The organism is Marinomonas sp. A3A (assembly GCF_018336955.1).
GTDB lineage: Bacteria > Pseudomonadota > Gammaproteobacteria > Pseudomonadales > Marinomonadaceae > Marinomonas > Marinomonas lutimaris.
Map to the genome: position 1 here is coordinate 2708684 of NZ_CP025532.1, position 25440 is coordinate 2734123.

Consider the following 25440-nt stretch of genomic DNA (forward strand, 5'->3'; position numbering starts at 1 on the left):
AAGCCGCAATAAGCGGCTTTTTACTAACAACACACCCAGTAAATAGGATTTATTGTTTAAAAGGATCGCGAATAACAATTGTCTCATTACGATCTGGGCCAGTAGAGATAATATCAACCGGCACACCAACCTGCTCTTCTAGGAAGCGGATATAATCTTGAGCATTTTTTGGTAACGCTTCAAAATTTTCTGCACCTACCGTAGATTCAGTCCAACCAGGAAGCTCCACATAAACTGGCTTAGCTTTTTCGTACCCTTCACTATCAACCAAAGAACCAGCAACAGGATTACCATTTTCATCTGCGTAAGAAACACAAACTTTAATGACAGAAGAGCCGTCAAGCACGTCCAGTTTAGTTAAACAGATACCAGAAACTGAGTTAATCTGAACCGCATGACGCAAAGCAACTGAATCAAACCAACCACAACGACGTGAACGACCAGTAGTAGCACCAAATTCATGACCTCGACTACCCAAACGCTCACCGTCTTCGTCAAAAAGCTCAGTCGGGAAAGGACCAGAACCAACACGAGTAGTATAAGCCTTGGTAATACCAAGCACGTAATCCAAGTACAAAGGACCAAAACCAGTACCCGCCGGAGCGCCGCCAGCCGTTGTATTTGAAGACGTTACATAAGGGTAAGTACCGTGATCGACGTCCAACAATGAACCTTGAGCACCTTCAAACATAATGTTCGCACCCGCTTTACGCAAGTCATGCAACAAAGTAATAGTATCAGCCACCATAGGACGCAAGAATTCCGCCATTTCTAAACCAGCAGCATAAACCTCATCAAAAGAGATTGGCTCCACTTTGTGGTATTGAGTTAGGACAAAATTATAATACTCAAGCACCTCTTTAAGCTTAGCAGCGAAACGCTCAGAGTCTAATATATCGCCAACGCGAATTGCGCGTCGTGCTACCTTATCTTCATATGCAGGCCCAATACCACGACCAGTTGTACCAATCTTCTTCTCGCCCTTAGCAAGCTCACGAGCCTGATCAATAGCAATATGATAAGGAAGAATTAGTGGACAAGCCGCGCTAATTTTCAAGCGATCAACCGCCGGAACACCTTGTTCAAGAAGTTCAAGCACTTCAGCTTTCAATGCCGCTGGAGACAATACAACACCGTTACCGATGATACATTGAACACCTTCACGCAAGATGCCAGAAGGAATCAAATGCAAGACTGTCTTCTTGCCATCGATAACTAGAGTATGGCCTGCATTGTGACCACCTTGAAAACGTACAACCGCAGCAACATCTTCAGTAAGCAGGTCAACAACCTTACCCTTACCTTCATCGCCCCATTGAGTGCCTAGAATAACAACATTTTTACCCATAATTTCAGGTCTCATTTAGATAGTTCTTAAAGAAAAGTCTAGCTCTGAACCGGCATCAACTGCCAAGCTTCATCAACAAATTCCAGCTTAAAATCAGCATCTCCAGCGTAAATGTCGTCCAAGACCTCTATCACTCGATATCCCTCAGCGCGTAAGGAATTCGCTTTCTGCCAAAGCTCATCACTTGAGCAAATTGGCGACAGAACAGTTTTTGGCTTATTGACCACAATATCAGTCAAAGCAACCAAGGCTTTCACATCCGTACTAAAACCTGTAGCCGGACGAGACCGACCAAACACTTGCCCAATATTGTTATAACGTCCGCCACGAGCAATTGCATTACCATGACCAGGAACGTAAGCAGCAAAAACAACACCAGTATGGTAACTGTAAGAAACCAAATCACTCAGATCGAAATGCAATCCAACCTTAGGAAAACGCTGACAAATTGAATCACTTATTTTTTGCAGCAAGACAATCGCATCACGAATTGACTCACTAACCCCTCCAAGCAAATCTGTCGCATGCAGCAACACTTCTTTGCCACCACACAAGCGCGGCAAACCAACCAGCCACTGCTTCTGAATATCGCGTAAACAATCAAGCCCTTCAACATATCGATCAAGCTCCGGCAAATCTTTAGCCTTGTAAAGCTCAATCAACTTACCTTCTTGATCTGCACTAAGACCGCAAGCAGCAAGCACACCACTTACAACATCAACATGCCCAAGATCAAGAACGAGATTAGACAAGCCGGCCGTAGACAAGGTCTGCAACATTAAAGACAAAACTTCAACATCACTTTCTACGCCGCCATGACCATAAATTTCAGCCCCTAACTGAATAGGGCTACGAGTACCATCTAAGCCAGCAGGCATTGTTCTTAAAACACTGCCGCAATAGCTCAAACGTTGCACACCATCATCTTTAAGGCAATGAGCATCGATACGAGCAACCTGGGATGTAAAATCGGCACGAATACCTAAAAGTCGACCTGATAACTGGTCAATAACTTTAAATGTTTCAATTTCTAGGTCTGAGCCAGCACCCGTAAGAAGGGAATCCAGATACTCTAAAAGAGGAGGTATTACTAAGTGATATCCCCAACTTTCATGGAGATTAAGCAGAGTTCTTCTAAGGTGCTCGATCTTAGCGGCCTGTTCAGGCAACGCCTCATCAACGCCCTCAGGAAGTAACCAGCGATCTGCTAATGTCATTAAATTATCCTCTTAGCTTCGAGTCAGCAAAAGAAGCATTAATCCAAGAAACATACTAACCGCGCCCAGAATACGTAAATTCCAATCTGAGCTCGCGATAGCTTTGACCATTATTTCTCTCCAGATATTTGGAGCGAGAAATGGCAAAAACCCCTCGGCGATCAATAAAAGGCTGACGCCAACCAGCAGCGACTGCAACAATTCCTGCATAGATTCTCTTTATTTTGACCATTAAAAAACCGGGCCAGGCCCGGTTTGTGTAATAGTACCATGTTTCCCATTTTAACAAATAGGCTTCATGTACGATTATTGATGAATATCTACTCTATTTAGCACTACGACTAGTAGAGCTATTCAGATACTTAAAGAATTCGCTATCAGGCTCAAGAACAAACAAATCATTGTTACCGTTAAAGCTTTCACGGTACGCCTGAAGACTACGGTAAAACTCGTAAAACTCAGGATCTTGCTTATAAACCTTAGAGTAAATAGCGGCTGCTTTAGCATCACCATCACCACGAATCATCTCTGCATCACGTTGAGCCTCAGCCTCCAAAACTACCTGCTGACGATCTGCATCCGCACGAATACCTTCAGCAAGCTCTAGACCTTTTGATCTATGCTCTCGAGCTTCACGCTCACGTTCAGTTCTCATACGCTGATAAACAGACTCACTAACATCTGGCGGCAAATCAATGCGCTTAACTCGGATATCAACAATAGAAATACCCAACTCACTCTGAGCAACTTTATTCAAGTCGTCACGCAACTCAGTCATCAACTGATCACGCTCCCCAGAAACCACCTCATGCATAGTTCGCTCACCAAACTTATTTCGAAGCCCAGTATCTACACGAGAAGACAATACACGATTTGCCACAAACTCATCACCAGACGTTGCCTGATAGAATTTAGTAACGGAGTCTATTTTCCACTTCACATAAGAATCAACAATAACAGCCTTCTTCTCCAACGTTAAATAACGCTGAGGACGAGAGTCCATTGTCAAAACACGAGCATCAAATTTTTTGACTTCGTTCATAATCGGCAGTTTAAAGTGAATACCAGGCGCCACATCATCCCGGACAACCTCACCAAACTTAAGTACAACCGCACGCTCGGTCTCATTGACAACAAAAAGCGTCTGGGAAGCAATCAGCACACCAAGAAGAACAACAAATAAAACTGAAAAAGAAAAGCCTTTCATTAGTTTCTGCCCTCTCTACGAACTGTTGCACTTTGGCGCTTACGTATTTCATCAAGTACTTGATCTGTTAACGCCCCAATATTCCCTGAATTTACAGAACCCGCCCCTTTAGACGACTCCGCACGTTGCTTCATCAACTGATCTAGAGGCAAATACATCATGTTATTTCCACCTTTAGTATCAACAACAACTTTATTCACATCTTTATAGACCGACTCCATCGTCTCTATATACAAACGACGACGAGTTACGTCTGGCGCCTTAGTGTACTCACGATACAATCTGTCAAAACGATCCGCTTGACCGCTAGCACGAGCAACAATCTCAGATCGGTAAGCTTCCGCTTCTTCTCGGATACGTTGAGCACGACCACGAGCCTCAGGAATAATACCATTTGCATAAGACTCAGCTTCGTTACGAACTCTCAACTCATCCTCTTTCGCCTTGATAACATCATCAAATGCCTCTTGCACTTGTGTAGGCGCCTGAGTATTTTCAACGTTAACCTTTGAAATTAATAAGCCAGTGCCATATGCATCACTGTAGTCCTGAATACGCGCCTTAACTTCCGTCGCTAACAACTCACGACCTTCCGTTAAGATCTGATCCATTTCAGAACCACCAACAACATGACGAAGCGCACTTTCAGTGACCTGAGCAAGTGACTCTTCAGGATTACGAACATTAAGCAAGAAGTTCTTTGGATCCTGCACAGAATATTGTACAGAAACACCCACTTCAACAATGGCATCATCAACCGTCAACATTAGCGCTTTGTGATCATGGGAACGAACCTTAGTTACATTCACCTTACTAACAGAATCTATCATTGGTGGATTCCAATGAAGACCAGGCATAACGGTAGAATGGTATTTACCTAAACGAAGGACGACACCACGCTCCTGTTGATCGACCTGATAAACACCTGTAGCCGCCCACAAGGCAAGCAAAGCAATTAGCACAATAGCAATCAAGCCACCGCCAAATTTGCCAGACATACCGGAATCGCCGCCATTAGAACCACCGGATTTGCGAGTTTTTTTAACCCCAAGCATTCCCATCAGCTTCTGAAAGGCTTCATCCAAGTCTGGAGGACCCTGTTCTTTACCTCCAGGCTTACGACCCCACGGGTCATTATTGGTCTCTTTTTCACGATCTCCATCGGGGCGCCCAGCACCATTATTACGGTTTTTATCTGGATTCCATGGGTCATTGTCGTTATTACCCGGTTCATTCCAGGCCATACTACATCTCCACTTTATTTTAATGATAATCCTGTACAGCTCACACAGCTTCTATCTGATCCTCAGACATGCCCGCACGAGCCAAAATCTGCAAATAATCTTTCTTAGGCAACTTTACTTCAAGAACAAAACGACCCGCCTCATCAAAGCGCTCCGATTTTACAGCTCCATGCTCGAACAACATAGCTCTCAAACGCCCATACTTGCTCGACAAATAAAGTGTTTCACTAAAAACATCCTCTGCCAACAACTCAGCAATGGCTTGCTTAAGCAAATCAATACCTTGCCCATCACGAGCAGACAACCAAACTCGAAAAGGGTTCCCGTTAGCATCCCTATCAATTCTAGGTTCTGCCGTCGGTAATGCATCAATTTTGTTAAATATAGTTAAAGTTGGAACTTCATTAGCACCAATTTCCTCCAACACAGAGTCAACATGCTTCATATTTTCATCACGAGAAATATCAGCAGCATCAACAACATGTAACAATAAATCCGCCTCAGACGACTCTTTTAATGTCGCCTGAAATGCTTTAATCAATCTATGGGGCAATTGACGAATAAACCCAACCGTATCAGCCAATACTATAGAGCCAATCTGCTCTATATCTAGACGCCTCAACGTTGGATCAAGTGTTGCGAACAACTGATCCGCCGCATACACATCTGCACCCGTTGCACGATTAAATAAAGTAGACTTACCCGCATTGGTATAACCAACCAACGAAACAGTTGGCACAGAAGATCGATCGCGAGACCGACGATTCTGATCACGCTGAGAACCCACTTTCGCCAATCTTTTTTGAATGGCTTTAATACGCTCTCTAAGCAATCGACGGTCAGTCTCAAGCTGCGTCTCACCAGGCCCACGCATACCTATACCGCCTTTTTGGCGCTCTAAGTGTGTCCAACCACGAATAAGACGAGTCGACATATGTTGTAATTGAGCTAACTCTACCTGCAACTTACCTTCGTGGGTACGTGCACGTTGAGCAAAAATATCAAGTATAAGCCCTGTACGATCAAGCACACGACACTGCAAAACACTTTCTAAATTACGCTCTTGGGAGGGAGATAGTGCATGATCAAAAAGCACAACCTGCGCCTCTTCTCGATCAACAATATCTTTAATTTCTGCTAGCTTGCCAGTACCAATAAAGTATCTAGCATCTGGACGCTGGCGAGTCCCTGAAACAACAGCAACAGGGTCAGCACCAGCAGAAATAGCAAGCTCAACAAACTCTTCCGGTCCATAAGATTCACTTTGATCGTGAAAATCTATATGGACCAATACAGCTATTTCACCACTATCTGGACGTTCAAAAAACAATCTAGTATTCCTCTGCTTGTCTTATTACAGACAAACTATTCAGCGTCATCTTCCGGCTGATCAGGAGACGGGATGCGAATTGTACGGGAAGGTACAACTGTAGAAATGGCATGTTTGTAAACCATTTGACTAACAGTATTTTTCAATAGAATCACAAACTGATCGAATGATTCGATTTGACCTTGTAACTTAATTCCATTTACAAGAAAGATGGATACTGGCACTCTTTCTTTACGTAGAATATTTAGATAAGGGTCTTGTAATGATTGCCCTTTTGACATTGTAATCTCCTTAAACAAGCAAAAAAATTAAATTAATTATTGATAAAACAATACTGTAGATACTACACCAAATCTTTATTTATTTCCCTATATAATCCTGCTTTCTATGTAATTCAAGGCTTCAGGTACAAGATCTTTCGACAAACTATCAAAAATCATCAAATCCTCCCACCCTCTCAACCAAGTAAGCTGCCTTTTTGCCAATTGGCGAGAGGCGACCACTCCCTTAAAGATAGCATCATCTAGCAAATCAACACCGTCTAAATATTGCCATAGTTGGCGATAACCAACACAGCGCATGGAGGGCATATCAACAGTCAAATCACCACGATGATAAAACCCTTCCACCTCAGCCAAAAAACCTTGATCCATCATGTCGTAAAAACGTTGCTCTATCCGCTCATGAAGCACACTTCGCTCTTTCGGCATCACCGCCATATTAATCATATCAAATGGTAAAGAGACAGCCTCTTGCTGCGCCCAGAACTGAGTCATGGTCTTGCCTGTCAAGCGATACACTTCAATAGCGCGCTGCAAACGCTGCGGGTCATTAGGATGAATGCGAGACGCCGCTTCAGGATCAAAGGTTTGCAACTCTTCATGCAAGGACCCCCAACCTTTCTCAGCCGCCTCAACCTCAATTAACGCCCTAAGCTCCGCATCAGCTTGCGGCATTTCCGCCAAGCCTTTTTGTAGGGCATTGAAGTACATCATAGTCCCACCCACCAAAAGTGGCGTTTTCCCCTTAGCAATAATCTCTTTCGAATGCTCAACTGCATCCAAAACAAAATCAGCAGCGGAGTAAGATTCAAGAGGATCGATAATATCAATTAGCCTATGTGGAGCCCTTGCAAGTAACGCTGCATCTGGCTTGGCCGTACCAATATCCATTCCTTTGTAAACAAGAGCAGAATCGACACTGATAATTTCAAAATTGTGCTGCTCAGCCAACTCAACTGCCAAACCTGTTTTACCTGATGCCGTCGGCCCCATCAAACACACAACATGCGGTTTTGTCATATCAACGCCCTCTCAAAAAGAGTTTATCTAAATCGGACATACTCAAATGCGCCCAAGTCGGTCGACCATGATTACACTGCCCACTGCGTTCAGTCACCTCCATATCACGAAGAAGGCTATTCATCTCCGCAATCGTAAGCTTACGATTTGCACGAACAGCACCGTGGCACGCCATTGACGCCATCAATTCATTCGCCCGCGACTCCATAAGATCCGATACGCCATTAGCAGACAGATCACTAATAACATCACGCACAAGACCTTCTACGTCACCTCGAATCAGTATAACGGGAACCTCGCGAACCATCGCACTTTCTAACCCAGTTCTTTCTACACGGAAACCGAAGGCCTCAAAAACCTCACCGCTTTCTTCAACAAGATCAGCTTCACTTTGCGAAACCGCAATATTTATCGGCACTAACAAAGGCTGAGACGATATATTTTTCTGATAAAACGCTGTTTTCATTCGCTCATAAACAATTCGCTCATGAGCCGCATGCATGTCCACCAGAATAAGCCCCTGCTCGCTCTCAGAAAGAATATACACTCCGTGCAGCTGAGCTACCGCAAAACCCAACGGCGGCACGGCCTGATAATCACCCTCTTGCCTCACAAACGGACTTTCACTTTGCCCTAAAGCGCCAGGGGGAGAAACCTCTCTTATTTCGCCCGTTTCAGGATCAACTTCCTCAGTCTTAGCAACATATTCTTGCGCATAACCAGAAAGACGACTCATGCCATCAAGCTGCCCACGCACTTCTGAAGTCCCCAATGAATTTGAAGTAGATCGCATCCAATCCATCGAACTAGACACAGGTCGATTGGACAGCGGCAAAGCGGATTGTTCCGTAATATTCGCACCATAAGCAGCAGACTCATTATTAGCGGAATCATTCATACCCGTAGGCGCAGCATCAGATTCAGGCCTCACATCTGCAATCGCCTTATGAATTCGACTAAATAAGAAATCATGCACCAAACGCCCATCTCGGAAGCGCACTTCGTGCTTAGTAGGGTGGACATTCACATCGACTGTCGAAGGGTCCAACTCTAGATACAACACAAAAGTAGGATGGCGACCATTATACAAAACATCACGATAAGCCTGACGAACAGCATGAGCGACTAACTTATCCTTAACAACTCGACCATTAACAAAGAAATACTGCAAATCCGCCTGAGAACGAGAAAAAGTCGGCAAACCAATCCAACCCCATAGACGCAATCCAGCCGCCTCAACATCCAGCGTCAAGGAGTTTTCAATGAACTTTTTACCAAGTAAGGTTGCTAGCCGATGTTCAGCATGAAGCTGATCGGTAACAGGACGAAGATCATAAACCTGCTTGCCGTTATGACTTAGACGAAAGCCAGTTTCATAACGACTCAATGCCAATCGCTTTACCACTTCTTCCAAGTGAACAAATTCTGTCTTTTCAGTACGAAGGAATTTTCGACGAGCCGGTGTGTTAAAAAATAAATCTCGCACCTCAATCGTAGTACCTTGAGGATGCGATGCAGGTCGAATGGCTGTCGCCATATCTTTCCCTTCCGCCTCAACTCGCCAAGCTTCCACTTCATTTTCTGCCTGAGAAGTAAGGTGCATCCTCGAAACAGAGCTAATACTGGCCAGCGCCTCGCCACGAAATCCCAACGTGCGCACAGCTTCCAAATCATCCAGCGTAATAATTTTACTCGTTGCGTGACGACTTAAAGCCAAAGACAAATCGTCTTTCATGATGCCAGCACCATTATCACGAATCTTAATACGCCTTACACCACCCTGCTCCACATCAATATCAAGCTGAGAGGCTCCTGCATCAAGACTATTTTCAAGCAACTCTTTAACAACGGAAGCTGGTCGTTCAACCACCTCTCCCGCGGCAATTTGGTTGGCTAAACGTGGAGATAAAAGATTAATTCTTTGCATGAACGACCTTTGATGTGAAAACAGCCCTTTTGAAAAACAAAAAAGGCCTCAATAAGACTTTACCCTGCAGGGATAACAAGTTTCTGACCAATCCAAATAACATCATTATTCAAATTATTGGCCTGCCGCAAAACAGGTAAAGACACTTGATTACGACGAGCAATTTCGGACAAGGTGTCCCCCTTACTAACCGTATAAACATAATCAGAATTTTTCTTTTGCTTCCAATTGACCAAGGTTCCATCAGGGGCATTTTTAGTAAAATATTCAACTACACCCTTTGAAATAGAATCCGCTAATTTCACACGATAAGTTCTGCTCGACAAATTCTTGGCCTCTGTTTTATTCGAAACAAAACCAGTTTCTATCAATATAGAAGGAATATCTGGCGATTTCAGCACAACAAAACCCGCCTGCTGAACACTGTCTTTATGCAAAACAGCAACCCCTTTCATTTCACCTAAAACACTCTTACCTATATTCAAACTCATTTGAATAGTAGAGTTCATCGACATATCCAATAAAACCTCAGCAAGTAACTGATCTTTATCATCCAGCGAAATCCCCCCCACCAGATCGGCAGAATTTTCTTGTTGAGCCAACCAACGCCCCATTTCAGAACTCTTACCACTCAATGAAAGCGCCCAAACAGAAGCACCTCTAGCACTAGATTTGGTAAACGCATCCGCATGAATAGAAATCATCAAATCTGCATTGGCCTCACGAGCAACCCTCGATCGATCTCGAAGCTGAAGATAGGTGTCCGTTGATCGAGTCAAAACAGCCTTAAAGCCATCAACCGCATTAATTCTACTTGCCAACTCTCGACCAATAGAGAGCACAACATCTTTTTCTCGCACATTGTATTGCCCCAAGGCACCAGGGTCTTTGCCTCCATGCCCAGGGTCAATTGCAATCACAATATCGCGTTTTTCCTTGGATAAGCTCGCCAAGCTTTTTACTATGGTCGCAGGCTTTCTAGCACCATACTCAAGCTCAACCAATATCCTAGGCCCATAAGTACCATTTGCCGCCAATACAGTACTTTTCGCCTTAGCAGCCTGACCTAGATCAAGTACAAAACGAACACCAGTGTCTCGCCTAGCGTAACGTACGCGCATCAACACATCGGAAGATAATGCCGATAAGCCATTAACAACAGACGCATTCAAATCGACGCCACTGATATCTAAAACAACGCGATCAGGATTTGAAAGAGGAAAAATTCGATGCTCTGCCGCCTCAGAAAGCTCAAACACCAAACGCGTCACCCCTTCTTGCTGGGCAACACGTATATCTCGAACCTCTGCAGCCAAAACACTACAGGTTGACAAAGACAAAATTAAATTGACAAAAATAAATAGATAAGTACGAAATTTAGTATGCATATCAGACAGCTAGCTAGTATATCTGACACACTATAACTGCTGATTAAATGGATCTCAATCTTACTTATAGTAAAGTCTTCTATACATCAAGAAGTTATAGCGCCTCGTAAAACATCTAAAGCCGCTCTACCTTTTTCTGTATAGGCATCTACAGACACATGACGCCCTTGTCGAATCAAGCTCAATGATATAACCAAATCCGCTTCCGGCAAGGCTCCGCGCCCCATTTCAGCCCACTCAATCAAACATAAACTTCCGTCAGTGAAATAATCACGAATCCCCATAAACTCAAGCTCTTCAGCATCCGCCACTCGATACAAATCAAAATGAAAAGCTTCAAAACCCGACAAATCGTAAGGCTCAACAATCGTATACGTCGGGCTCTTTACGGGCCCTTGATATCCCAAACCGCGCAAAACCCCTCTCACAAGAGTTGTCTTACCCATCCCAAGATCACCTTCCAAATACACAACTGCGCCCGACGCCAGCGCCAACGAAAAAGCTTCACCAAAGCTTTCCATTGCTTCTTCGCCATAAACATCTTTTTCTATTTGCATTACCTATCGATCCTTTTCCCACTCAAAATAGAGCAAACACTGACCACACGGTCATTTTATTTCTGACAATTCTAATACAGAAGCCTTTTGAAACAAGCACCAATAACTCATAATAATTTAACTTTTCCATCCATAACAACAACCACACAACAAAGGATTCACATGGACTGGCTTTTCATTTCACTCATTGCCATTGCTGTTTTCATTACAGGCATATCTAAAGGTGGCTTTTCGGGCGCATTTGGCATTATCGCTGTCCCGCTAATATCACTGCAAACTTCACCAACCTTAGCAGCCGCCATAATGCTGCCAATTCTGTGCATCATGGACATATTTACCGTGCAAAAGTTTTGGAACAAATGGAACACCGAGCAACTCATAAGATGTATTCCAGCGGCCATTATTGGTGTTGTAATCGGCGGCCTCACAGCATCATGGTTTTCGGCAGAATGGCTAAAAATAATGGTAGGGATTATCGCGGTAGGCTTCACGCTAAATTCATGGCCAAAAAAGAGCCGAACAACACCGCTAAAACCACTCAGCACTCTGGCCGGAAAACTCTGGTGCGCACTTGGCGGCTTTACAAGTTTTATTGCTCACGCTGGCGGACCACCAATGAGCGTTTATTTACTTAGAGCAAATCTAGACAAGACACAGTACGTAGCAACGGCAGCGGTTATTTTTACCGCCATCAACTATGTAAAACTCATTCCATATGGAATGCTTGGACAACTTAATAGTTCAAACATACTTCTGTCACTTTGCTTTATACCTGTGGCTTTTATAGGCGTTCAACTCGGCGCATGGCTACACTACAAAATATCTACCGTATTATTTTTTAAAGTCATGTACAGCTTTCTTTTCCTGACAGGAGTAAAGCTAATATGGGACGGGATAACGGGACTTGGCTAACAAAGAAATAGACGACAAAAAAAGAAGAAACAAACCGATTAGCGAGCTTCAAAACAATTTATAAGCTCGCTAATTCGTAAGAAGAGATTAACACAAAATCGCTTAAGCCTTATCATCCAAACCAAACATGGTTTTACGATAATGCTTCAATTCACCTATAGACTCTAAAATATCATCCATAGCCAGATGGGAACCTGATTTAGAAAAACCATCCAGCGCCTCTGGCTTCCAACGCTTTGCAAGCTCTTTAACTGTACTAACATCCAAGTAGCGGTAATGAAAAAAGGCTTCCAACTTAGGCATATAACGGTACAAAAAACGACGATCCTGCCCAACACTATTACCGCAAATAGGTGACTTTCCAGCCGGAACGTACTGGGCCAAAAAATTAACCGTTTCCTCTTCTGCTTGCGCCATGCTAATAGTCGAAGACAACACTCTAGCCGTCAGCCCAGAATCACCATGGTGCTGAGTACACCATTCATCCATTGTATCCATCACCGCTTTTTCTTGATGAATAGCAAGGCTCGGCCCCTTAGCCAACACATTCAAATGCTTATCAGTTACTACGGTGGCAATCTCAATAATAGTGTCGGTTTCTGGGTCCAATCCTGTCATTTCAAGATCGATCCACACTAAATTCTCTTCATTTAAGCTCATAATCTTCCAAGTCCTTTATTATCAATGCCAAGCATTATACTCTATGCGCCTTACTTTATGACCAGACGAATCTAATGTCGAAGCGAAAACTTACTAAACAACAAACTTGGCGAATCGAAAGAATTCACAAAGAGCGCGTTGAACGCACTCAAAAACGAGGAGATGTCGCCGAAGAACTCCTTCAGTCATCCGACCTAGGACCTGAAACTGAAGGCATTATTATTTCTCACTTCGGCACACAAGTTGAAGTGGAAGGCACTCAAGAGCCTTTTATTGGCACCTCTACACGCTGTAATTTACGCGCCAATCTAGGCCAACTTGTAACTGGCGACAAGGTTGTCTGGCGCCCAAAACAAAATGAAGGTGGCGTCGTTGTTGCTACCACACCAAGACATACATCACTATCTCGTCCAGACATGCACGGCAGAATCAAACCTGTTGCCGCCAACATAGATCATATAATTGTTGTTATTGCCGCCGAGCCAGTTGCTCACGCCAATTTAATAGATCGCTACTTAGTTGCAGCAGAAACCGTTGGTATTCCACCGGTCATACTACTTAACAAATGCGACTTAATCGATGACAGCAACAAAGCAGATTTAGACAAGCTACTAAAAACCTATGAAGATTTGAATTACAAAATCATCAGGACATCTATCAAGAACCAAGCAGGGATGGAAGCGCTTTATGATTTCTTACAAGACAAAACAAGCGTTTTTGTTGGGCAATCAGGTGTAGGCAAATCATCCCTTATTGGGACACTACTACCCGATATAGACATCAGCGTTGGTGAGCTTTCACAGAAGCGCAAAAAAGGCGTACATACCACCACAACTGCTCGACTATTTCATATGCCGAAAGGCGGCGATCTTATTGATTCCCCAGGGATCCGAGAGTTTGGCTTGTGGCATATTTCGGAAGACGAACTTCTAAACGGTTTTATCGAGTTTCGACCGCATATTGGTTATTGTCGATTCCGCGATTGCGCTCATGAAAAAGAGCCGGGGTGCGCAATCCTAGAAGCCTTAGAAAAAGGTGAAATCACAGAACACCGCTTCCAAAGCTTCTTAAGGATCAAGCACTCAATACGAGAGAATCAAGCGTTCTAAAAAACCGTTTCAGGTGTTAACTTAAAATCAGATTGCTGGCCAGGATTACCAAAATTACTACGATTCTGGTCCAGCAATTTCTTATACGCATCATCCGTTAATAACGTAATACTGATACGCCTATTTTCTGCACTATCCGTATCAAATCGATTGTAAGGAATAGTATCAGACAAACCTATCACCTGAGCAATACGCTTATCCTCAACACCACCTTCTTCTAATATATGCCGCGCCGCATTAGCCCTTAGGGCAGATAAATCCCAATTATCAATTCGACCAGCCCCACCAAATTTAGATGAATCAGTATGGCCGGTGATAACAATTGGATTCGTCACTCTATTGAAGATTGGCGCCATACTAAGCAAAGTATTCTCAATATCAGGCATCATTCGAGCACTTCCACGCTCAAACATCGGCTTATTTGGATCATCTAACAGAGTAATCCGAACACCAAGTGGTGTGATCTCAATGCGCATATTTTTCTGCTGAGAGAGTAAAGTGTTCATTTTACTCATCTCCTCTCGCAGCATGTTATTAATGCTCTTAGACTCTGCAGAATCAGGACCATTCCCCAGAAGCTTATCTCTAGATTGCATATCAGTACTACCCGCTTCAGGTAACTGCAGATCTAATTTTTTCTCTGTACTCTTTGCTGGACTCCCCCCCAAATCTATAGGGTTCGCACTATATCCAGCCGTAGATGCACCCATAGGATCTTGAAAATACCCCTCGATACTTTTCAACTCTTCTGGAGAAGCGACACTCATAATCCACAAAACAAGAAAAAACGCCATCATCGCCAAGGCAAAATCAGCTAATGCTATTTTCCAAGCACCACCGTGATGACCGCCCTTTTTGATTTTCTTAACCCGACGAATTACTAACCCATTAGAACCTAGGGCCATCTAACACTCTCCTCAACTTAGCACGATGCACCCAGTCTAACGATATTGCTTAAGACCATCTGACAACTCAATGAAGCTTGGACGCATTTCTGGAGGAAGTAATTTGCGACCAGTTTCGACAGCCACAGGAGGCGCATAGCCAGAAACAATAGAATTCAAACATGCCTTAATACATAAATAGGCCTTCAGCTCATGCGTCCCTAAGCTTTCTAAATGCGAAGCGGCAGGACCAACAAAGCCATAACCAAAAAAGATACCCAAGAAAGTCCCCACCAAAGCGGCAGCCACGTGCGCACCAATCTCTTCTAACGGCCCACCAATAGAACCCATAGTAATAACAATACCCAATACTGCAGCAACAATACCAAAACCTGGCAAAGCTTCAGCTACCCGAGTCAAGGCATGACTTGGCGCTACCAGCTCTTCCTGTATCTGTTCAATTTCATTATCCATAATAGCTTCTATTTCATAAGCAGGCAGACCCGTTAAAGTAAAAATTCGATAGTTATCCGTCAAAAAATTCACTACCTCATGATCTCGAACCACATCAGGAAAGCGATTGAACAATTCACTCGTGAAAGGCGACTCAATATCCTCTTCAATGGACAAAAAACCGTCTTGTCGACTCTTTTGAAACAAACAATACATCAACCCCAACAACTGAAGATAAAACTTCTTATTATGACGACTCCCAGAAATCACTTGAGGCAACATGATTAACACTTTTTTCTGCACCACGAATGGATTCGCCACCATAAAAGCGCCTAAAGCCGCACCACAAATGATAACAACTTCAAAAGGCTGCCATAATGCCAACATATTCCCATGAGATGCTAAATAGCCAGTCACAACACTAACAATAACCACTAGCAAGCCAGCTAATGCAAACATATTCTCTTCCTTAATACCGACAAAGTATGCTCTCATCTCAATATACAGTATGATTAATGAGATCAAAAATATAAGAGCATTTAAAACTCAACTACAACCGAGCCTCTAATGTAACCAGCTATGATAGACAAGTCACCTTCTGGCCTAAATGAATGGCTACATTTTCTTAAAAATAAAAAACTTCCTGTTAGAGCAGTTAATTTAACTCGCCTAAAGACTCAAACCAAAAGAACAGAGGACACGCTTGATGGAATACAAGCAAATATAGCCTCAGACCCACTATTGGCTTTTGCCATTCTAAATGAAGCAAATCGCATCATACCGAATAAGAATAGCGAAATAAAAACCCCTTTCCATGCCGCTGCGATGGTTGGCATGAACGGCATCGCAAAACTACTTCCACAATTTGTTGCTTATGAAACCAAAGGCAAACAAAAACAGCCTCATTTAATGGCGTTCCTAAGTGAATTACAGACCAGCTACGAAGCAGCCACGATAGCCAGACATTGGGCGATAGAAAAACTAACCAGCCACGAAGATGATATATTCTGGATAACCCTGTTTCGAGATGCTGCAAGATGGTTATTGTGGTTCTACGCTTACCCGACCATGCTAGCTATCAACAAAAAGATTCAACAAGGCGAAAAAGCAAGCCAAGCAGAGCTGAGCATTTTAGGCTGCCGCATAGATGAACTTACCGTTCACTTATGCACCTATTGGAACACACCAAACAAAGTCATCGAATCATTTTTAACCAAACACATACCCAACACAAAAGAGCTACAAACACTAGCGCACCTAGCGCACCACCCAGAAGAACTACCAGGTTTCGTAGAAGATAAAAGATTGATTATCCTAATAAACAACCCACTTATTTTTTCATATTGCGCGAACAAAGTTGCCCACGAAGCCAGCCTTATGCGGTGGGATTCCAAAAACCTACCTTTTTTCTATCGCGTTGTTGCTACAGTAATGCATCGTCGAATCGGCGAAATAATCCAAACAGCCCATTTAGCGAGTGCAGAGGCCGCACAACTCTATAATACGGGTGGAAAAATCCCGCTTGCACAGCAATTACTCAACCCAGATTTATATACAGGCAAATCAAAACTAAAAGCCGCCTTATCACCCATTGCCGCGCTCAAAAAAGCACTCTGTAAAAACAGTGAATACGATACAAAACAAAAAACTGGACTGGCATTAAAAACCATAAAGCAGGCTATACCAAACGCACAACACAGCATTATTTTTAAACACGAAAATGACAAAACAGCCCCCATGTACCAATTTGGCTATAACATAGAAGTGATCAAAGCCATTCAATGGAGCGCACCATCAAGCGTATTTAAAAAACTATCTAGCAAACGCTCTGCCATCCACATATTTGGACAAAAACTTGATAACTTGTTAAAAGACTTTCCACATACATCGGATCAAATAATTGATACAAATAGCCACCTAATTTTGGCATCCACACAGATATCAAAAAACGAAACCGTCATATTCTGGCTAGAAACCCGCACAGAATTCAACGAAATAGATTATAAAAACCTAAAACAGATCGTGTCTTTAATCAGCCACAACACATTATAAATTCACCAATATCAGGATAAACAACGTGACTAAAGATCAACTTTTTGCATTTTCACAACACATTACTCCGCAAAAAACACTGTCTCGCGCTATTGGAAAAATAGCCGAATGCGAAAACAACTGGGTAAAAAACACTTTTATTGGCCAATTTGTCAAAAAATATCAAGTAGACATGTCTGAGGCAATCAACAGCGACCCACTGTCCTACCGCAACTTTAACGACTTTTTCACTCGGGCTATCCGCCCAGAACTACGCCCTATCTGTGATAAAGATAACGGTATAGCTTGCCCTGCAGACGGTGCAATAAGCCAACTTGGAAAAATAGAACATGGCACAATTTTACAAGCAAAAGGCCACCACTACAGCCTAACAAGCCTTTTAGGAGGTGATGCCTCTCTATCAAATCAGTTTCTTGGCGGCTCTTTCGCAACCGTTTACTTATCACCAAAAGACTACCATCGCGTTCACATGCCACTGACCGGCAAGCTAACCAAAATGATACATATCCCAGGCAAGCTATTCTCAGTTAACAAAGTAACTGCCGAACAAATCCCTAATGTATTTGCTCGCAATGAACGCACAGTCTGTCTCTTTGATACCGAAGCTGGCCCGATGGCAGTGATACTAGTTGGCGCTATGATCGTTGCCAGCATAGAAACTATATGGGCAGGTCAAGTCACACCATTCAATAAAAATGTCGTCACTTGGGACTACAACGAACTAAATAACATTGAAATCAAAAAAGGTGAAGAAATGGGACGATTTAAACTGGGATCAACCGCTATCGTATTATTTGGCAAAGATGCGGTTGATTGGGAAGAATCTTTGCAAGCAGAAACCCCAACAAAAATGGGCATGCATTTCGGCAAGATTGCAGATAAATAATCACAAAAAAACACCACTTAATAAAAGCCTGCATTGAGCAGGCTTTTTATTGGAACAAAACCATTAAAACACAAACTACATCACCAACTGAATAACAGGGACAATATCCTGACTGACCATTTCGTGCAATAAGTCGCGATAACCAGTGCGACCAGAGGGTAGGTTTTCCTGAGACGTAATCGCTATAGTTAAAGCCAACTCGGGCAATACATAAATCATTTGCCCACCATAACCCCAACCATAGTACCCCTGCACCCCTGCAAAGGTTTGAATAAACCAGCCATAGCCATATTGCCCGCGATGAAAGCGAGATTGCGTTCGAGGCGTCCAACTTTCTTCTATCCACTTTTCAGAGATTAAGCGCTGACCAGCTTCCGTGACACCCCCTCGCCGATACAATTCACCAAACGCCAATAATGAAGCTGGCGTCATACCAACTTGATTCCCTCCCATTGGAATACCCTGCGGATCTGTTTCCCAACTTTGTATTTGAATACCTGCTCCCTGAAGCCACTGATTAGCCAGTCGATAAGTATGCTGACCGCTTTGGCGCATTATGATAGCTGACAACATATGCGTGCTGCCTGTTGAATACTGCATATTACCGCCAACAGCCTCAACAAAAGGCTTTGATAGCGCCGCTTTCACCCAATTATTACTCGCCACCCAGCGACCATAATTACGACCAGAGGTTCGTTCTAACCCTGCCTGCATAGAAAGCAAATGACCTATCGTAATATCATTCAAACTAGGGTCTGGATTACTAGGCAATTGATCGGCAAGCAAGGGCGCAATTGGCTGATCAACACCCTCAACAACGCCACGTTCAATCGCTATACCTACAATGGCAGACATAAGGGATTTTGAGGCCGACTTGATATTTGCAACAGCATCAATATCCGCCTTGTTATATGCCTTCGACCAAACAAGCTCTCCTTTATGTGCGATCTGTACCGTCTTTATATTGGAAAAGCCTTGAGCCGTTTTATCCATAGCACTCAAATCTAAGGCATTAACCTGAACACTAGCGAACAAAAGCAATGAACTAAGCAAAACAACATACATACTGAACGATTCATCCTAATTTCAAAGTAAGGCCAACTCACAAAAAACACAAACTAGCAACCGATAAACAAAATCATTCTGTCGATTAAACCACATAAAAAAGCCTGCACGAAGCAGGCTTTTTCTTAACGATAAAAGTCAACTTAGCTACTATGGCAAGTCGTCTTCCAACTCTTCTTTTGGCGCTGGAATTAAATCTTCTCGTTTAACATCCATCGCTAGCAATAAATTTGCCGCTACGAAGATAGAAGAATACGTACCAATCACAATACCAACCAACAATGCCATAGCAAAGTTATGAATAGCCTCACCACCAGCAACAAACAACACAACCAATACAAACAAAGTCGTTAACGATGTAATCAAAGTTCGACCAAGCGTCTGATTGATAGAATCATTTACTAAATTATATGGTGTTGTATCACGCATAATACGGAAATTTTCACGAATCCGATCACACACTACTATCGTATCGTTGAGGGAATAACCGACCACAGCAAGTAAGGCCGCCAGCACCGTCAAATCAAACTCCACCTCAAAGATAGAAAAGAAGCCCAATGTGATGATCACGTCGTGAATCAAAGCCGCAACAGATGCTACAGAGAATTTAAATTGAAAACGCACAGCCACGTAAATCATCACGATAGCCAACGCAAGCAACATACCTAGGCCACCTTGCTCACGCAACTCCTCACCCACTTGCGCACCAACAAATTCTGAACGCTGAAGAGACACATCAGTCGCTCCATTATTCTGCAGTGTTGATAGAACCTCATCACCCAAAGTCGCCGTATAGGCATTTGCCATACGAACCACAATATCAGTTGGCGAACCAAAGTTCTGCACAACAACATCAGAATAGCCGTTTTCACCTAGCAGTGTACGAACGTCATCCAATTTTGGTGCTTCTTTATAAGCTACCTCTATTAATGTACCGCCAGTAAAATCCAACCCAAACTGCACACCCTTTGTTGCCAAAGAAACAAGAGAGATCAGTATCAACGTAAGTGAAAAGACAGCTACGATTTTACGCATTGCCATAAACGGAATATTTGTCACTTTCATGGCATTCTCCTAAATGTACAGTTTCTTATTTTTACGGCCGCCATACACAAGATTAACCTGTGCACGAGTTACAACGATTGCCGTAAACATAGAAGTAAGAATACCCAGTGATAATGTCACTGCGAAGCCTTTAACAGGACCTGTTCCTACCGCAAACAAAATCACAGCAACCAATAAGGTCGTGATGTTGGCGTCGAAAATAGTCGTAAACGCACGGTTAAAGCCAGAATGAATCGCCTGCTGGCTTGGCACACCACTTGCTAATTCCTCTTTTATTCGCGAGAAAATCAACACGTTAGCATCCACCGCCATCCCCATCGTTAATACAATTCCGGCAATACCCGGCAAAGTAAGCGTCGCGGAAAGTAAAGACATACAAGCCATCAAAAGCACAATATTCAACGCCAACGAGATATTGGCAAAAATTCCAAACACCTTGTAGTAAACCAGCATGAACAACATAACAACGAGCAAACCGATTTGCGCCGAACTCACACCCAACTTGATGTTTTCAGCACCCAAGCTTGGCCCAATAGTACGCTCTTCAACAAAGTAAATTGGCGCAGCCAAAGCACCAGCACGCAGTAACAAAGCTAATTCAGAAGATTCACGAGGACTATCTAGACCCGTGATACGGAATGAATTCCCTAGCGTCGTTTGAATAGTCGCCAGAGAGATAATGCCTTTCTCACTATAACTTCTACGCACCTCTTCCATCTTGCCATCTTTTTCGACAAAACGACTGCGAGACTTATGCTCAATAAACACCACCCCCATGTTACGACCAACCGCAGAACGAGTAACTTTACTCATCTGCTTGCCGCCCTTAGCATCCAAACTAATGTTTACTTGTGGGCGACCATTTTCGTCGAAAGAGGAACTCGCATCAGAAACACTATCACCAGTAATAATAAGATCGCGCTCTAAACGAGCAGTACGACCACTACCATCACGGAAAGTTAAAGTCTCAACATCACTACCGTTGTCATCCAGACCTGCTTCCAAATGAAATTCAAGGTTAGCTGTTGCACCGATAATACGTTTCGCTGCTGCAGTATCCTGAACACCTGGCAACTCAACAACAATACGATTACTACCTTGACGCTGCACCAAAGGTTCGGCCACACCAAGTTCGTTTACACGATTTCGCAAGGTGGTTAAGTTTTGCTGTAACGCATAAGACTCAATCTCTTTCTTAGCCGCTTCGGTAAAGCTAACATCTAAGTAAAAATCAGTACCATCTTGACGCGTTGCGTAACGGTATTCAGAAAAGTCCTTCTTCAACAAGGTTTCAGCTGAAGCCAAATCAGGCTGCTGCAAGAAACGAATCGAAAGCACGCCATCTTCAATATCAACACTACGGTAACGAATACGATCTTTGCGCAATGCCGCCTTCATCTCGCTAGCACTAACATCAAGTCGTTGTTTTAGCGCTGCAGGCGTATCTACCTCTAGCAAGAAGTGGACACCACCGCGCAAATCAAGGCCCAATTTAGCAGGACCAGCACCTAAAGAAGACAACCATTCAGGCGTCGTAGGTACAAGGTTAAGCGCCGTCACATAATCTTCACCCAATGCTGCCGCCACAACCGGCTTAGCAGCAAGTTGGTCCTCACCGCTATTAAAGCGCAAGGTACCGCCAGCAGAGGTAAGCTCTGCTTCTTTTAAATCTATATTCGCTTTTGAAAGCGCACTTTTCGCTTTTTGCAAAGCCTGCTCATCAACAACAGCAGTCGCTTTTTGGGTAGATAGTTGTAGCGCTGGATCATCCGGATAAAGGTTTGGGAAGGCATATAGTAGCCCCAAAGCCAAAACAAGAAGAATTAGCAAATACTTCCACAAGGGATACTTGTTAAGCATGAAAATTCCTTTACACCTAAAAAATTAAATGGATCGATAAAGAAGAAAAGCGCCTTGGTAGGCGCTTTTCAAAGAAGGTTAAATTGACTTTAACGTTCCCTTAGGTAAAACAGCAGCAACTGAAGATTTTTGAAATTTCATTTCAATACCTTCAGACACTTCAAGTACTACATAGTTATCGTCTACTTTAGACACTTTACCTATTACACCACCGCCAGTTACTACCTCAGTGCCTTTCGCTAGAGATGCAATCAAGTTTTTATGCTCTTTTGCACGTTTCGCTTGCGGGCGCCACATAAGGAAGTAAAAGATGACAACGAAGCCAGCAAGAAGTACTAGGTTAAAAATACCTGCATCTGCTGGTGCGCCGCCTTCAGCGTAAGCTGGTGAGATCAATGCGATCATGGTGTTAACTCTCCAATGGTTTATGAAACTGTTGCGAACCCTTCTGTAAAGGAATCCGCATAATTTTGTTTATTATTCACTCAAAGCTGGCGTTTCTAGGCCTCGCTTTGCATAAAACTCATCAACAAAGGCGTCAAATCTACCTTCATCGAGCGCCTGACGCAATCCCGCCATGAGTGTTTGGTAATATCGTAGGTTATGAATTGTATTTAATTGCGCCCCTACCATTTCTTGACACTTATCTAAATGATGTAAATAAGACCGAGAAAAGTTTTTACAAGTGTAACAATCACATTCTTTGTCTAATGGACCAACATCGTGACGATATTGAGCATTACGAATACGAACCACGCCATCTGATGTAAACAAATGACCGTTACGTGCATTACGCGTTGGCATAACGCAATCAAACATATCTACGCCGCGACGAACACCCTCGACCAAATCTTCTGGTTTACCTACACCCATTAAATAACGTGGCTTATCTGCAGGCATTTTGGGAGTGGTGTGATCCAAAACCTTCATCATTTCGTCTTTCGGCTCACCCACTGACAATCCGCCAATCGCATAGCCATCAAAACCAATATCCACCAAGCCTTCTAGAGACTCATCACGAAGGTTTTCGTACATACTGCCTTGGATAATACCAAACAATGCAGATGGACTGTCACCATGCTCATCCTTAGAACGTTGCGCCCAACGCAAACTCATGCGCATAGACTTAGCCGCTACCTCAGGCGTCGCCGGATAAGGCGTACATTCATCAAAAATCATCACAATATCAGAGCCAAGATCACGCTGAACTTGCATGGAGATTTCGGGACTTAAAAACACCTTCGAGCCATTAATTGGTGAACGAAAGCTCACACCCTCTTCGGTAATTTTGCGCATTTCGCCAAGCGAAAACACTTGAAAACCACCAGAGTCCGTTAAGATCGGCTTTTTCCATTGAGTGAAATCATGCAAATCACCATGGGCTTTCACCACATCCGTTCCCGGACGCAACCAAAGATGGAAAGTGTTCCCCAAAATAATATCAGCACCAATTTCTTCGATATCTTTGGTCAACATGCCCTTCACTGTACCGTAAGTACCAACAGGCATAAAAGCTGGCGTTTCAACCTTCCCACGCGGAAACGTCAAGGTCGCACGACGCGCCTTTCCTGACGTAGTGTGAAGTTCAAAATCCATAAAACATTCTGGACGCTTATCAGACATACGTCTTATTCCTCACCTTGCGGGCCTTTAGCCTGCGCATTTCGTGTAATAAACATGGCATCACCATAACTAAAAAATCTGTACTTCTGCTCAACGGCTTTTTTATAAGCGGCCATCACATGGTCATAACCCGCAAAAGCGCTAATTAGCATAATCAGTGTCGACTCTGGCAAATGAAAATTCGTCACCAAAGCATCCACTGTTTTAAATTCATAACCTGGGTAAATAAAAATACTGGTGTCGTCCTGCATCGGCGCTATCTCACCACTTTGGCTTGCCGATTCAAGACTACGAACACTGGTCGTACCAACAGCAATAACTCGACCACCACGCGCTTTAGTGGCTTTAACTTGCTCAACCACACTAGGCTCAACTTCCACATATTCAGCGTGCATAATATGGTCTTTTACTTTTTCGACCTTCATTGGCTGAAAAGTTCCAGCACCAACATGCAAGGTAACAAATGCTGTTTCAACCCCTTTTGCTTTAAGCTTTTCAAGCAAAGCCTCATCAAAATGCAAGCCAGCGGTTGGCGCAGCAACAGCTCCAGGTTTTTGATTATAAACAGTTTGATAACGCTCTTGATCACTATCTTCATCAGAACGTTCAATATAAGGCGGCAGCGGCATATGCCCAGCACGCGTTAGCACATCTAAAACAGGCTCATTAAAAACAAGGTGAAACAACGCACCTGAACGACCAACCATGGTCGCTTCAATCTGCTCACCTTTATCTTGTCCCAAAATCAGCTTGCTGTTTTCTTTTGGCGACTTACTCGCACGAACATGCGCTAGTGCTTCATTTGTATTAATGACTCGCTCGACTAGTATCTCAACTTTTCCGCCAGATTCCTTTTGCCCAAAAACACGCGCAGGAATAACTCGAGTGTTGTTAAACACCATCAAGTCACCTGGCTGAACCAAGTCCAACACATCTGGAAATTGACGATGAACTACTTCACCGCTAGGACCATCAAGATGCAACAACCGACTGGCTGTTCTATCAGGCATAGGGTAATTAGCGATCAATGAATCAGGTAAATCAAAGTGATAATCGGAAACGAGCATGAAAAGAAAGCTACCTAGGAAAAAACGACCCAGCATTCTAGCGAAAATCCACTCAAAAAGGTACTTCCAAGCCACTACTTGTTAAAAAGATAAAAAATAATGCGCATGGCCGTTGACTTATCCTATAAATACCCTAGAATACGCCTCACCTTTTTCAAGGCCAGTGTGGTGGAATTGGTAGACACGACGGATTCAAAATCCGTTGCCTTCGGGTGTGGCGGTTCGAGTCCGCCTACTGGTACCAACATAAAAAGCCCTGATCGTTGATCAGGGCTTTTTTTCGTT

At 43.4% G+C, this 25440-nt stretch carries 24 protein-coding genes and 1 tRNA gene; 5 read left to right on the top strand and 20 right to left on the bottom strand.

Annotated features, from left to right (window positions below; translation table 11 throughout):
- Window positions 1-49: 49 nt before the first annotated feature.
- The 11 genes from CYL31_RS12645 to tsaE all read right to left on the bottom strand — a co-directional run bounded on the left by CYL31_RS12645 (window position 50) and on the right by tsaE (window position 11519).
- A complete protein-coding gene (locus CYL31_RS12645) occupies window positions 50-1348 on the bottom strand; it encodes an adenylosuccinate synthase (RefSeq protein WP_212918898.1) in 1299 nt (432 codons plus the stop codon).
- A gap of 38 nt (window positions 1349-1386) precedes the next feature.
- Complete coding sequence (locus CYL31_RS12650) at window positions 1387-2565, bottom strand: ATP phosphoribosyltransferase regulatory subunit (protein ID WP_212915580.1); 1179 nt, start codon at window positions 2563-2565, stop codon at window positions 1387-1389.
- A gap of 12 nt (window positions 2566-2577) precedes the next feature.
- Window positions 2578-2775 carry a DUF2065 family protein gene (locus CYL31_RS12655; RefSeq protein ID WP_072840566.1) on the bottom strand — a complete coding sequence of 66 codons (198 nt, stop codon included), beginning with the start codon at window positions 2773-2775 and terminating at the stop codon, window positions 2578-2580.
- A 115-nt stretch (window positions 2776-2890) separates the two neighbouring features.
- Complete coding sequence (hflC, locus tag CYL31_RS12660; RefSeq protein WP_212915581.1) at window positions 2891-3772, bottom strand: protease modulator HflC; 882 nt, start codon at window positions 3770-3772, stop codon at window positions 2891-2893.
- The gene (hflK, locus tag CYL31_RS12665) at window positions 3772-5016 is read right to left on the bottom strand and encodes an FtsH protease activity modulator HflK (RefSeq protein ID WP_072840564.1); all 1245 of its coding nucleotides are present in this window, start codon (window positions 5014-5016) and stop codon (window positions 3772-3774) included. The genes hflC and hflK overlap by 1 nt, the downstream gene beginning before the upstream one ends.
- Window positions 5017-5056: 40 nt before the next feature.
- The gene (gene hflX, locus CYL31_RS12670; RefSeq protein WP_212915582.1) at window positions 5057-6346 is read right to left on the bottom strand and encodes a ribosome rescue GTPase HflX; all 1290 of its coding nucleotides are present in this window, start codon (window positions 6344-6346) and stop codon (window positions 5057-5059) included.
- A 35-nt stretch (window positions 6347-6381) separates the two neighbouring features.
- Complete coding sequence (hfq, locus tag CYL31_RS12675; RefSeq protein WP_012070321.1) at window positions 6382-6627, bottom strand: RNA chaperone Hfq; 246 nt, start codon at window positions 6625-6627, stop codon at window positions 6382-6384.
- Window positions 6628-6714: 87 nt separating this feature from the next.
- A complete protein-coding gene (miaA, locus tag CYL31_RS12680) occupies window positions 6715-7647 on the bottom strand; it encodes a tRNA (adenosine(37)-N6)-dimethylallyltransferase MiaA (RefSeq protein ID WP_072840562.1) in 933 nt (310 codons plus the stop codon).
- 1 nt (window position 7648) lies between these two features.
- Entirely contained in the window at window positions 7649-9574 is a 1926-nt protein-coding gene (gene mutL / locus CYL31_RS12685; protein WP_212915583.1) for a DNA mismatch repair endonuclease MutL, read from the bottom strand.
- Window positions 9575-9633: 59 nt separating this feature from the next.
- Window positions 9634-10962, bottom strand: a complete 1329-nt coding sequence (locus CYL31_RS12690; RefSeq protein WP_072840560.1) for an N-acetylmuramoyl-L-alanine amidase — start codon at window positions 10960-10962, stop codon at window positions 9634-9636.
- Window positions 10963-11048: 86 nt separating this feature from the next.
- Window positions 11049-11519 (bottom strand): tRNA (adenosine(37)-N6)-threonylcarbamoyltransferase complex ATPase subunit type 1 TsaE, encoded by a 471-nt coding sequence (gene tsaE / locus CYL31_RS12695; protein WP_212915584.1) that lies wholly within the window; start codon window positions 11517-11519, stop codon window positions 11049-11051.
- 162 nt (window positions 11520-11681) lie between these two features.
- On the opposite strand from tsaE, the gene CYL31_RS12700 reads away from it, so the two are divergent.
- Entirely contained in the window at window positions 11682-12431 is a 750-nt protein-coding gene (locus CYL31_RS12700; protein WP_212915585.1) for a sulfite exporter TauE/SafE family protein, read from the top strand.
- A 102-nt stretch (window positions 12432-12533) separates the two neighbouring features.
- Here the strand turns inward: CYL31_RS12700 and orn are convergent, their stop codons facing one another.
- The gene (orn, locus tag CYL31_RS12705) at window positions 12534-13091 is read right to left on the bottom strand and encodes an oligoribonuclease (protein WP_212915586.1); all 558 of its coding nucleotides are present in this window, start codon (window positions 13089-13091) and stop codon (window positions 12534-12536) included.
- A 74-nt stretch (window positions 13092-13165) separates the two neighbouring features.
- Between orn and rsgA the strand changes: the two genes are divergently transcribed.
- Window positions 13166-14200: a small ribosomal subunit biogenesis GTPase RsgA gene (gene rsgA / locus CYL31_RS12710; RefSeq protein WP_072840556.1), complete on the top strand. Its 1035-nt coding sequence runs from the start codon at window positions 13166-13168 to the stop codon at window positions 14198-14200.
- Here the strand turns inward: rsgA and CYL31_RS12715 are convergent.
- Window positions 14197-15105, bottom strand: coding sequence for a flagellar motor protein MotB (locus CYL31_RS12715; RefSeq protein ID WP_072840555.1), 909 nt, complete (start codon window positions 15103-15105; stop codon window positions 14197-14199). The genes rsgA and CYL31_RS12715 overlap by 4 nt on opposite strands.
- A 36-nt stretch (window positions 15106-15141) precedes the next feature.
- The gene (motA, locus tag CYL31_RS12720) at window positions 15142-15996 is read right to left on the bottom strand and encodes a flagellar motor stator protein MotA (protein ID WP_212915587.1); all 855 of its coding nucleotides are present in this window, start codon (window positions 15994-15996) and stop codon (window positions 15142-15144) included.
- 120 nt (window positions 15997-16116) lie between these two features.
- On the opposite strand from motA, the gene CYL31_RS12725 reads away from it, so the two are divergent.
- Together CYL31_RS12725 and asd are read left to right on the top strand one after the other, a co-directional pair.
- The gene (locus CYL31_RS12725) at window positions 16117-17589 is read left to right on the top strand and encodes an HDOD domain-containing protein (RefSeq protein ID WP_212915588.1); all 1473 of its coding nucleotides are present in this window, start codon (window positions 16117-16119) and stop codon (window positions 17587-17589) included.
- A 25-nt stretch (window positions 17590-17614) separates the two neighbouring features.
- Window positions 17615-18475 (top strand): archaetidylserine decarboxylase, encoded by an 861-nt coding sequence (gene asd, locus CYL31_RS12730; protein WP_212915589.1) that lies wholly within the window; start codon window positions 17615-17617, stop codon window positions 18473-18475.
- Between the two features lie 75 nt (window positions 18476-18550).
- On the opposite strand, the gene CYL31_RS12735 is transcribed toward asd, so the two are convergent.
- The 6 genes from CYL31_RS12735 to queA all read right to left on the bottom strand — a co-directional run bounded on the left by CYL31_RS12735 (window position 18551) and on the right by queA (window position 25155).
- On the bottom strand, window positions 18551-19540 hold the full coding sequence (locus tag CYL31_RS12735; protein ID WP_212915590.1) for a serine hydrolase domain-containing protein: 990 nt from the start codon (window positions 19538-19540) through the stop codon (window positions 18551-18553).
- Window positions 19541-19690: 150 nt separating this feature from the next.
- A complete protein-coding gene (secF, locus tag CYL31_RS12740; protein WP_212915591.1) occupies window positions 19691-20605 on the bottom strand; it encodes a protein translocase subunit SecF in 915 nt (304 codons plus the stop codon).
- Between the two features lie 9 nt (window positions 20606-20614).
- On the bottom strand, window positions 20615-22465 hold the full coding sequence (secD, locus tag CYL31_RS12745; protein ID WP_212915592.1) for a protein translocase subunit SecD: 1851 nt from the start codon (window positions 22463-22465) through the stop codon (window positions 20615-20617).
- 78 nt (window positions 22466-22543) lie between these two features.
- Window positions 22544-22870: a preprotein translocase subunit YajC gene (gene yajC, locus CYL31_RS12750; RefSeq protein WP_212915593.1), complete on the bottom strand. Its 327-nt coding sequence runs from the start codon at window positions 22868-22870 to the stop codon at window positions 22544-22546.
- A 72-nt stretch (window positions 22871-22942) separates the two neighbouring features.
- Window positions 22943-24061: a tRNA guanosine(34) transglycosylase Tgt gene (gene tgt / locus CYL31_RS12755; RefSeq protein WP_198135093.1), complete on the bottom strand. Its 1119-nt coding sequence runs from the start codon at window positions 24059-24061 to the stop codon at window positions 22943-22945.
- A gap of 32 nt (window positions 24062-24093) precedes the next feature.
- Window positions 24094-25155 (bottom strand): tRNA preQ1(34) S-adenosylmethionine ribosyltransferase-isomerase QueA, encoded by a 1062-nt coding sequence (gene queA, locus CYL31_RS12760; protein ID WP_212915594.1) that lies wholly within the window; start codon window positions 25153-25155, stop codon window positions 24094-24096.
- Between the two features lie 159 nt (window positions 25156-25314).
- Between queA and CYL31_RS12765 the strand changes: the two genes are divergently transcribed.
- Window positions 25315-25399: transfer RNA gene (locus CYL31_RS12765), tRNA-Leu, on the top strand.
- The last annotated feature ends 41 nt before the right edge of the window (window positions 25400-25440 follow it).

Bases quoted from the DNA above. Each gene is read 5' to 3' on its own strand.
- CYL31_RS12645 (WP_212918898.1), bottom strand. From the start codon at position 1,348: ATGGGTAAAAATGTTGTTATTCTAGGCACTCAATGGGGCGATGAAGGT.
- CYL31_RS12650 (WP_212915580.1), bottom strand. From the start codon at position 2,565: ATGACATTAGCAGATCGCTGGTTACTTCCTGAGGGCGTTGATGAGGCG.
- CYL31_RS12655 (WP_072840566.1), bottom strand. From the start codon at position 2,775: ATGCAGGAATTGTTGCAGTCGCTGCTGGTTGGCGTCAGCCTTTTATTG.
- hflC (WP_212915581.1), bottom strand. From the start codon at position 3,772: ATGAAAGGCTTTTCTTTTTCAGTTTTATTTGTTGTTCTTCTTGGTGTG.
- hflK (WP_072840564.1), bottom strand. From the start codon at position 5,016: ATGGCCTGGAATGAACCGGGTAATAACGACAATGACCCATGGAATCCA.
- hfq (WP_012070321.1), bottom strand. From the start codon at position 6,627: ATGTCAAAAGGGCAATCATTACAAGACCCTTATCTAAATATTCTACGT.
- miaA (WP_072840562.1), bottom strand. From the start codon at position 7,647: ATGACAAAACCGCATGTTGTGTGTTTGATGGGGCCGACGGCATCAGGT.
- mutL (WP_212915583.1), bottom strand. From the start codon at position 9,574: ATGCAAAGAATTAATCTTTTATCTCCACGTTTAGCCAACCAAATTGCC.
- CYL31_RS12690 (WP_072840560.1), bottom strand. From the start codon at position 10,962: ATGCATACTAAATTTCGTACTTATCTATTTATTTTTGTCAATTTAATT.
- tsaE (WP_212915584.1), bottom strand. From the start codon at position 11,519: ATGCAAATAGAAAAAGATGTTTATGGCGAAGAAGCAATGGAAAGCTTT.
- CYL31_RS12700 (WP_212915585.1), top strand. From the start codon at position 11,682: ATGGACTGGCTTTTCATTTCACTCATTGCCATTGCTGTTTTCATTACA.
- orn (WP_212915586.1), bottom strand. From the start codon at position 13,091: ATGAGCTTAAATGAAGAGAATTTAGTGTGGATCGATCTTGAAATGACA.
- rsgA (WP_072840556.1), top strand. From the start codon at position 13,166: ATGTCGAAGCGAAAACTTACTAAACAACAAACTTGGCGAATCGAAAGA.
- CYL31_RS12715 (WP_072840555.1), bottom strand. From the start codon at position 15,105: ATGGCCCTAGGTTCTAATGGGTTAGTAATTCGTCGGGTTAAGAAAATC.
- motA (WP_212915587.1), bottom strand. From the start codon at position 15,996: ATGTTTGCATTAGCTGGCTTGCTAGTGGTTATTGTTAGTGTTGTGACT.
- CYL31_RS12725 (WP_212915588.1), top strand. From the start codon at position 16,117: ATGATAGACAAGTCACCTTCTGGCCTAAATGAATGGCTACATTTTCTT.
- CYL31_RS12735 (WP_212915590.1), bottom strand. From the start codon at position 19,540: ATGTATGTTGTTTTGCTTAGTTCATTGCTTTTGTTCGCTAGTGTTCAG.
- secF (WP_212915591.1), bottom strand. From the start codon at position 20,605: ATGAAAGTGACAAATATTCCGTTTATGGCAATGCGTAAAATCGTAGCT.
- secD (WP_212915592.1), bottom strand. From the start codon at position 22,465: ATGCTTAACAAGTATCCCTTGTGGAAGTATTTGCTAATTCTTCTTGTT.
- yajC (WP_212915593.1), bottom strand. From the start codon at position 22,870: ATGATCGCATTGATCTCACCAGCTTACGCTGAAGGCGGCGCACCAGCA.
- tgt (WP_198135093.1), bottom strand. From the start codon at position 24,061: ATGGATTTTGAACTTCACACTACGTCAGGAAAGGCGCGTCGTGCGACC.
- queA (WP_212915594.1), bottom strand. From the start codon at position 25,155: ATGCTCGTTTCCGATTATCACTTTGATTTACCTGATTCATTGATCGCT.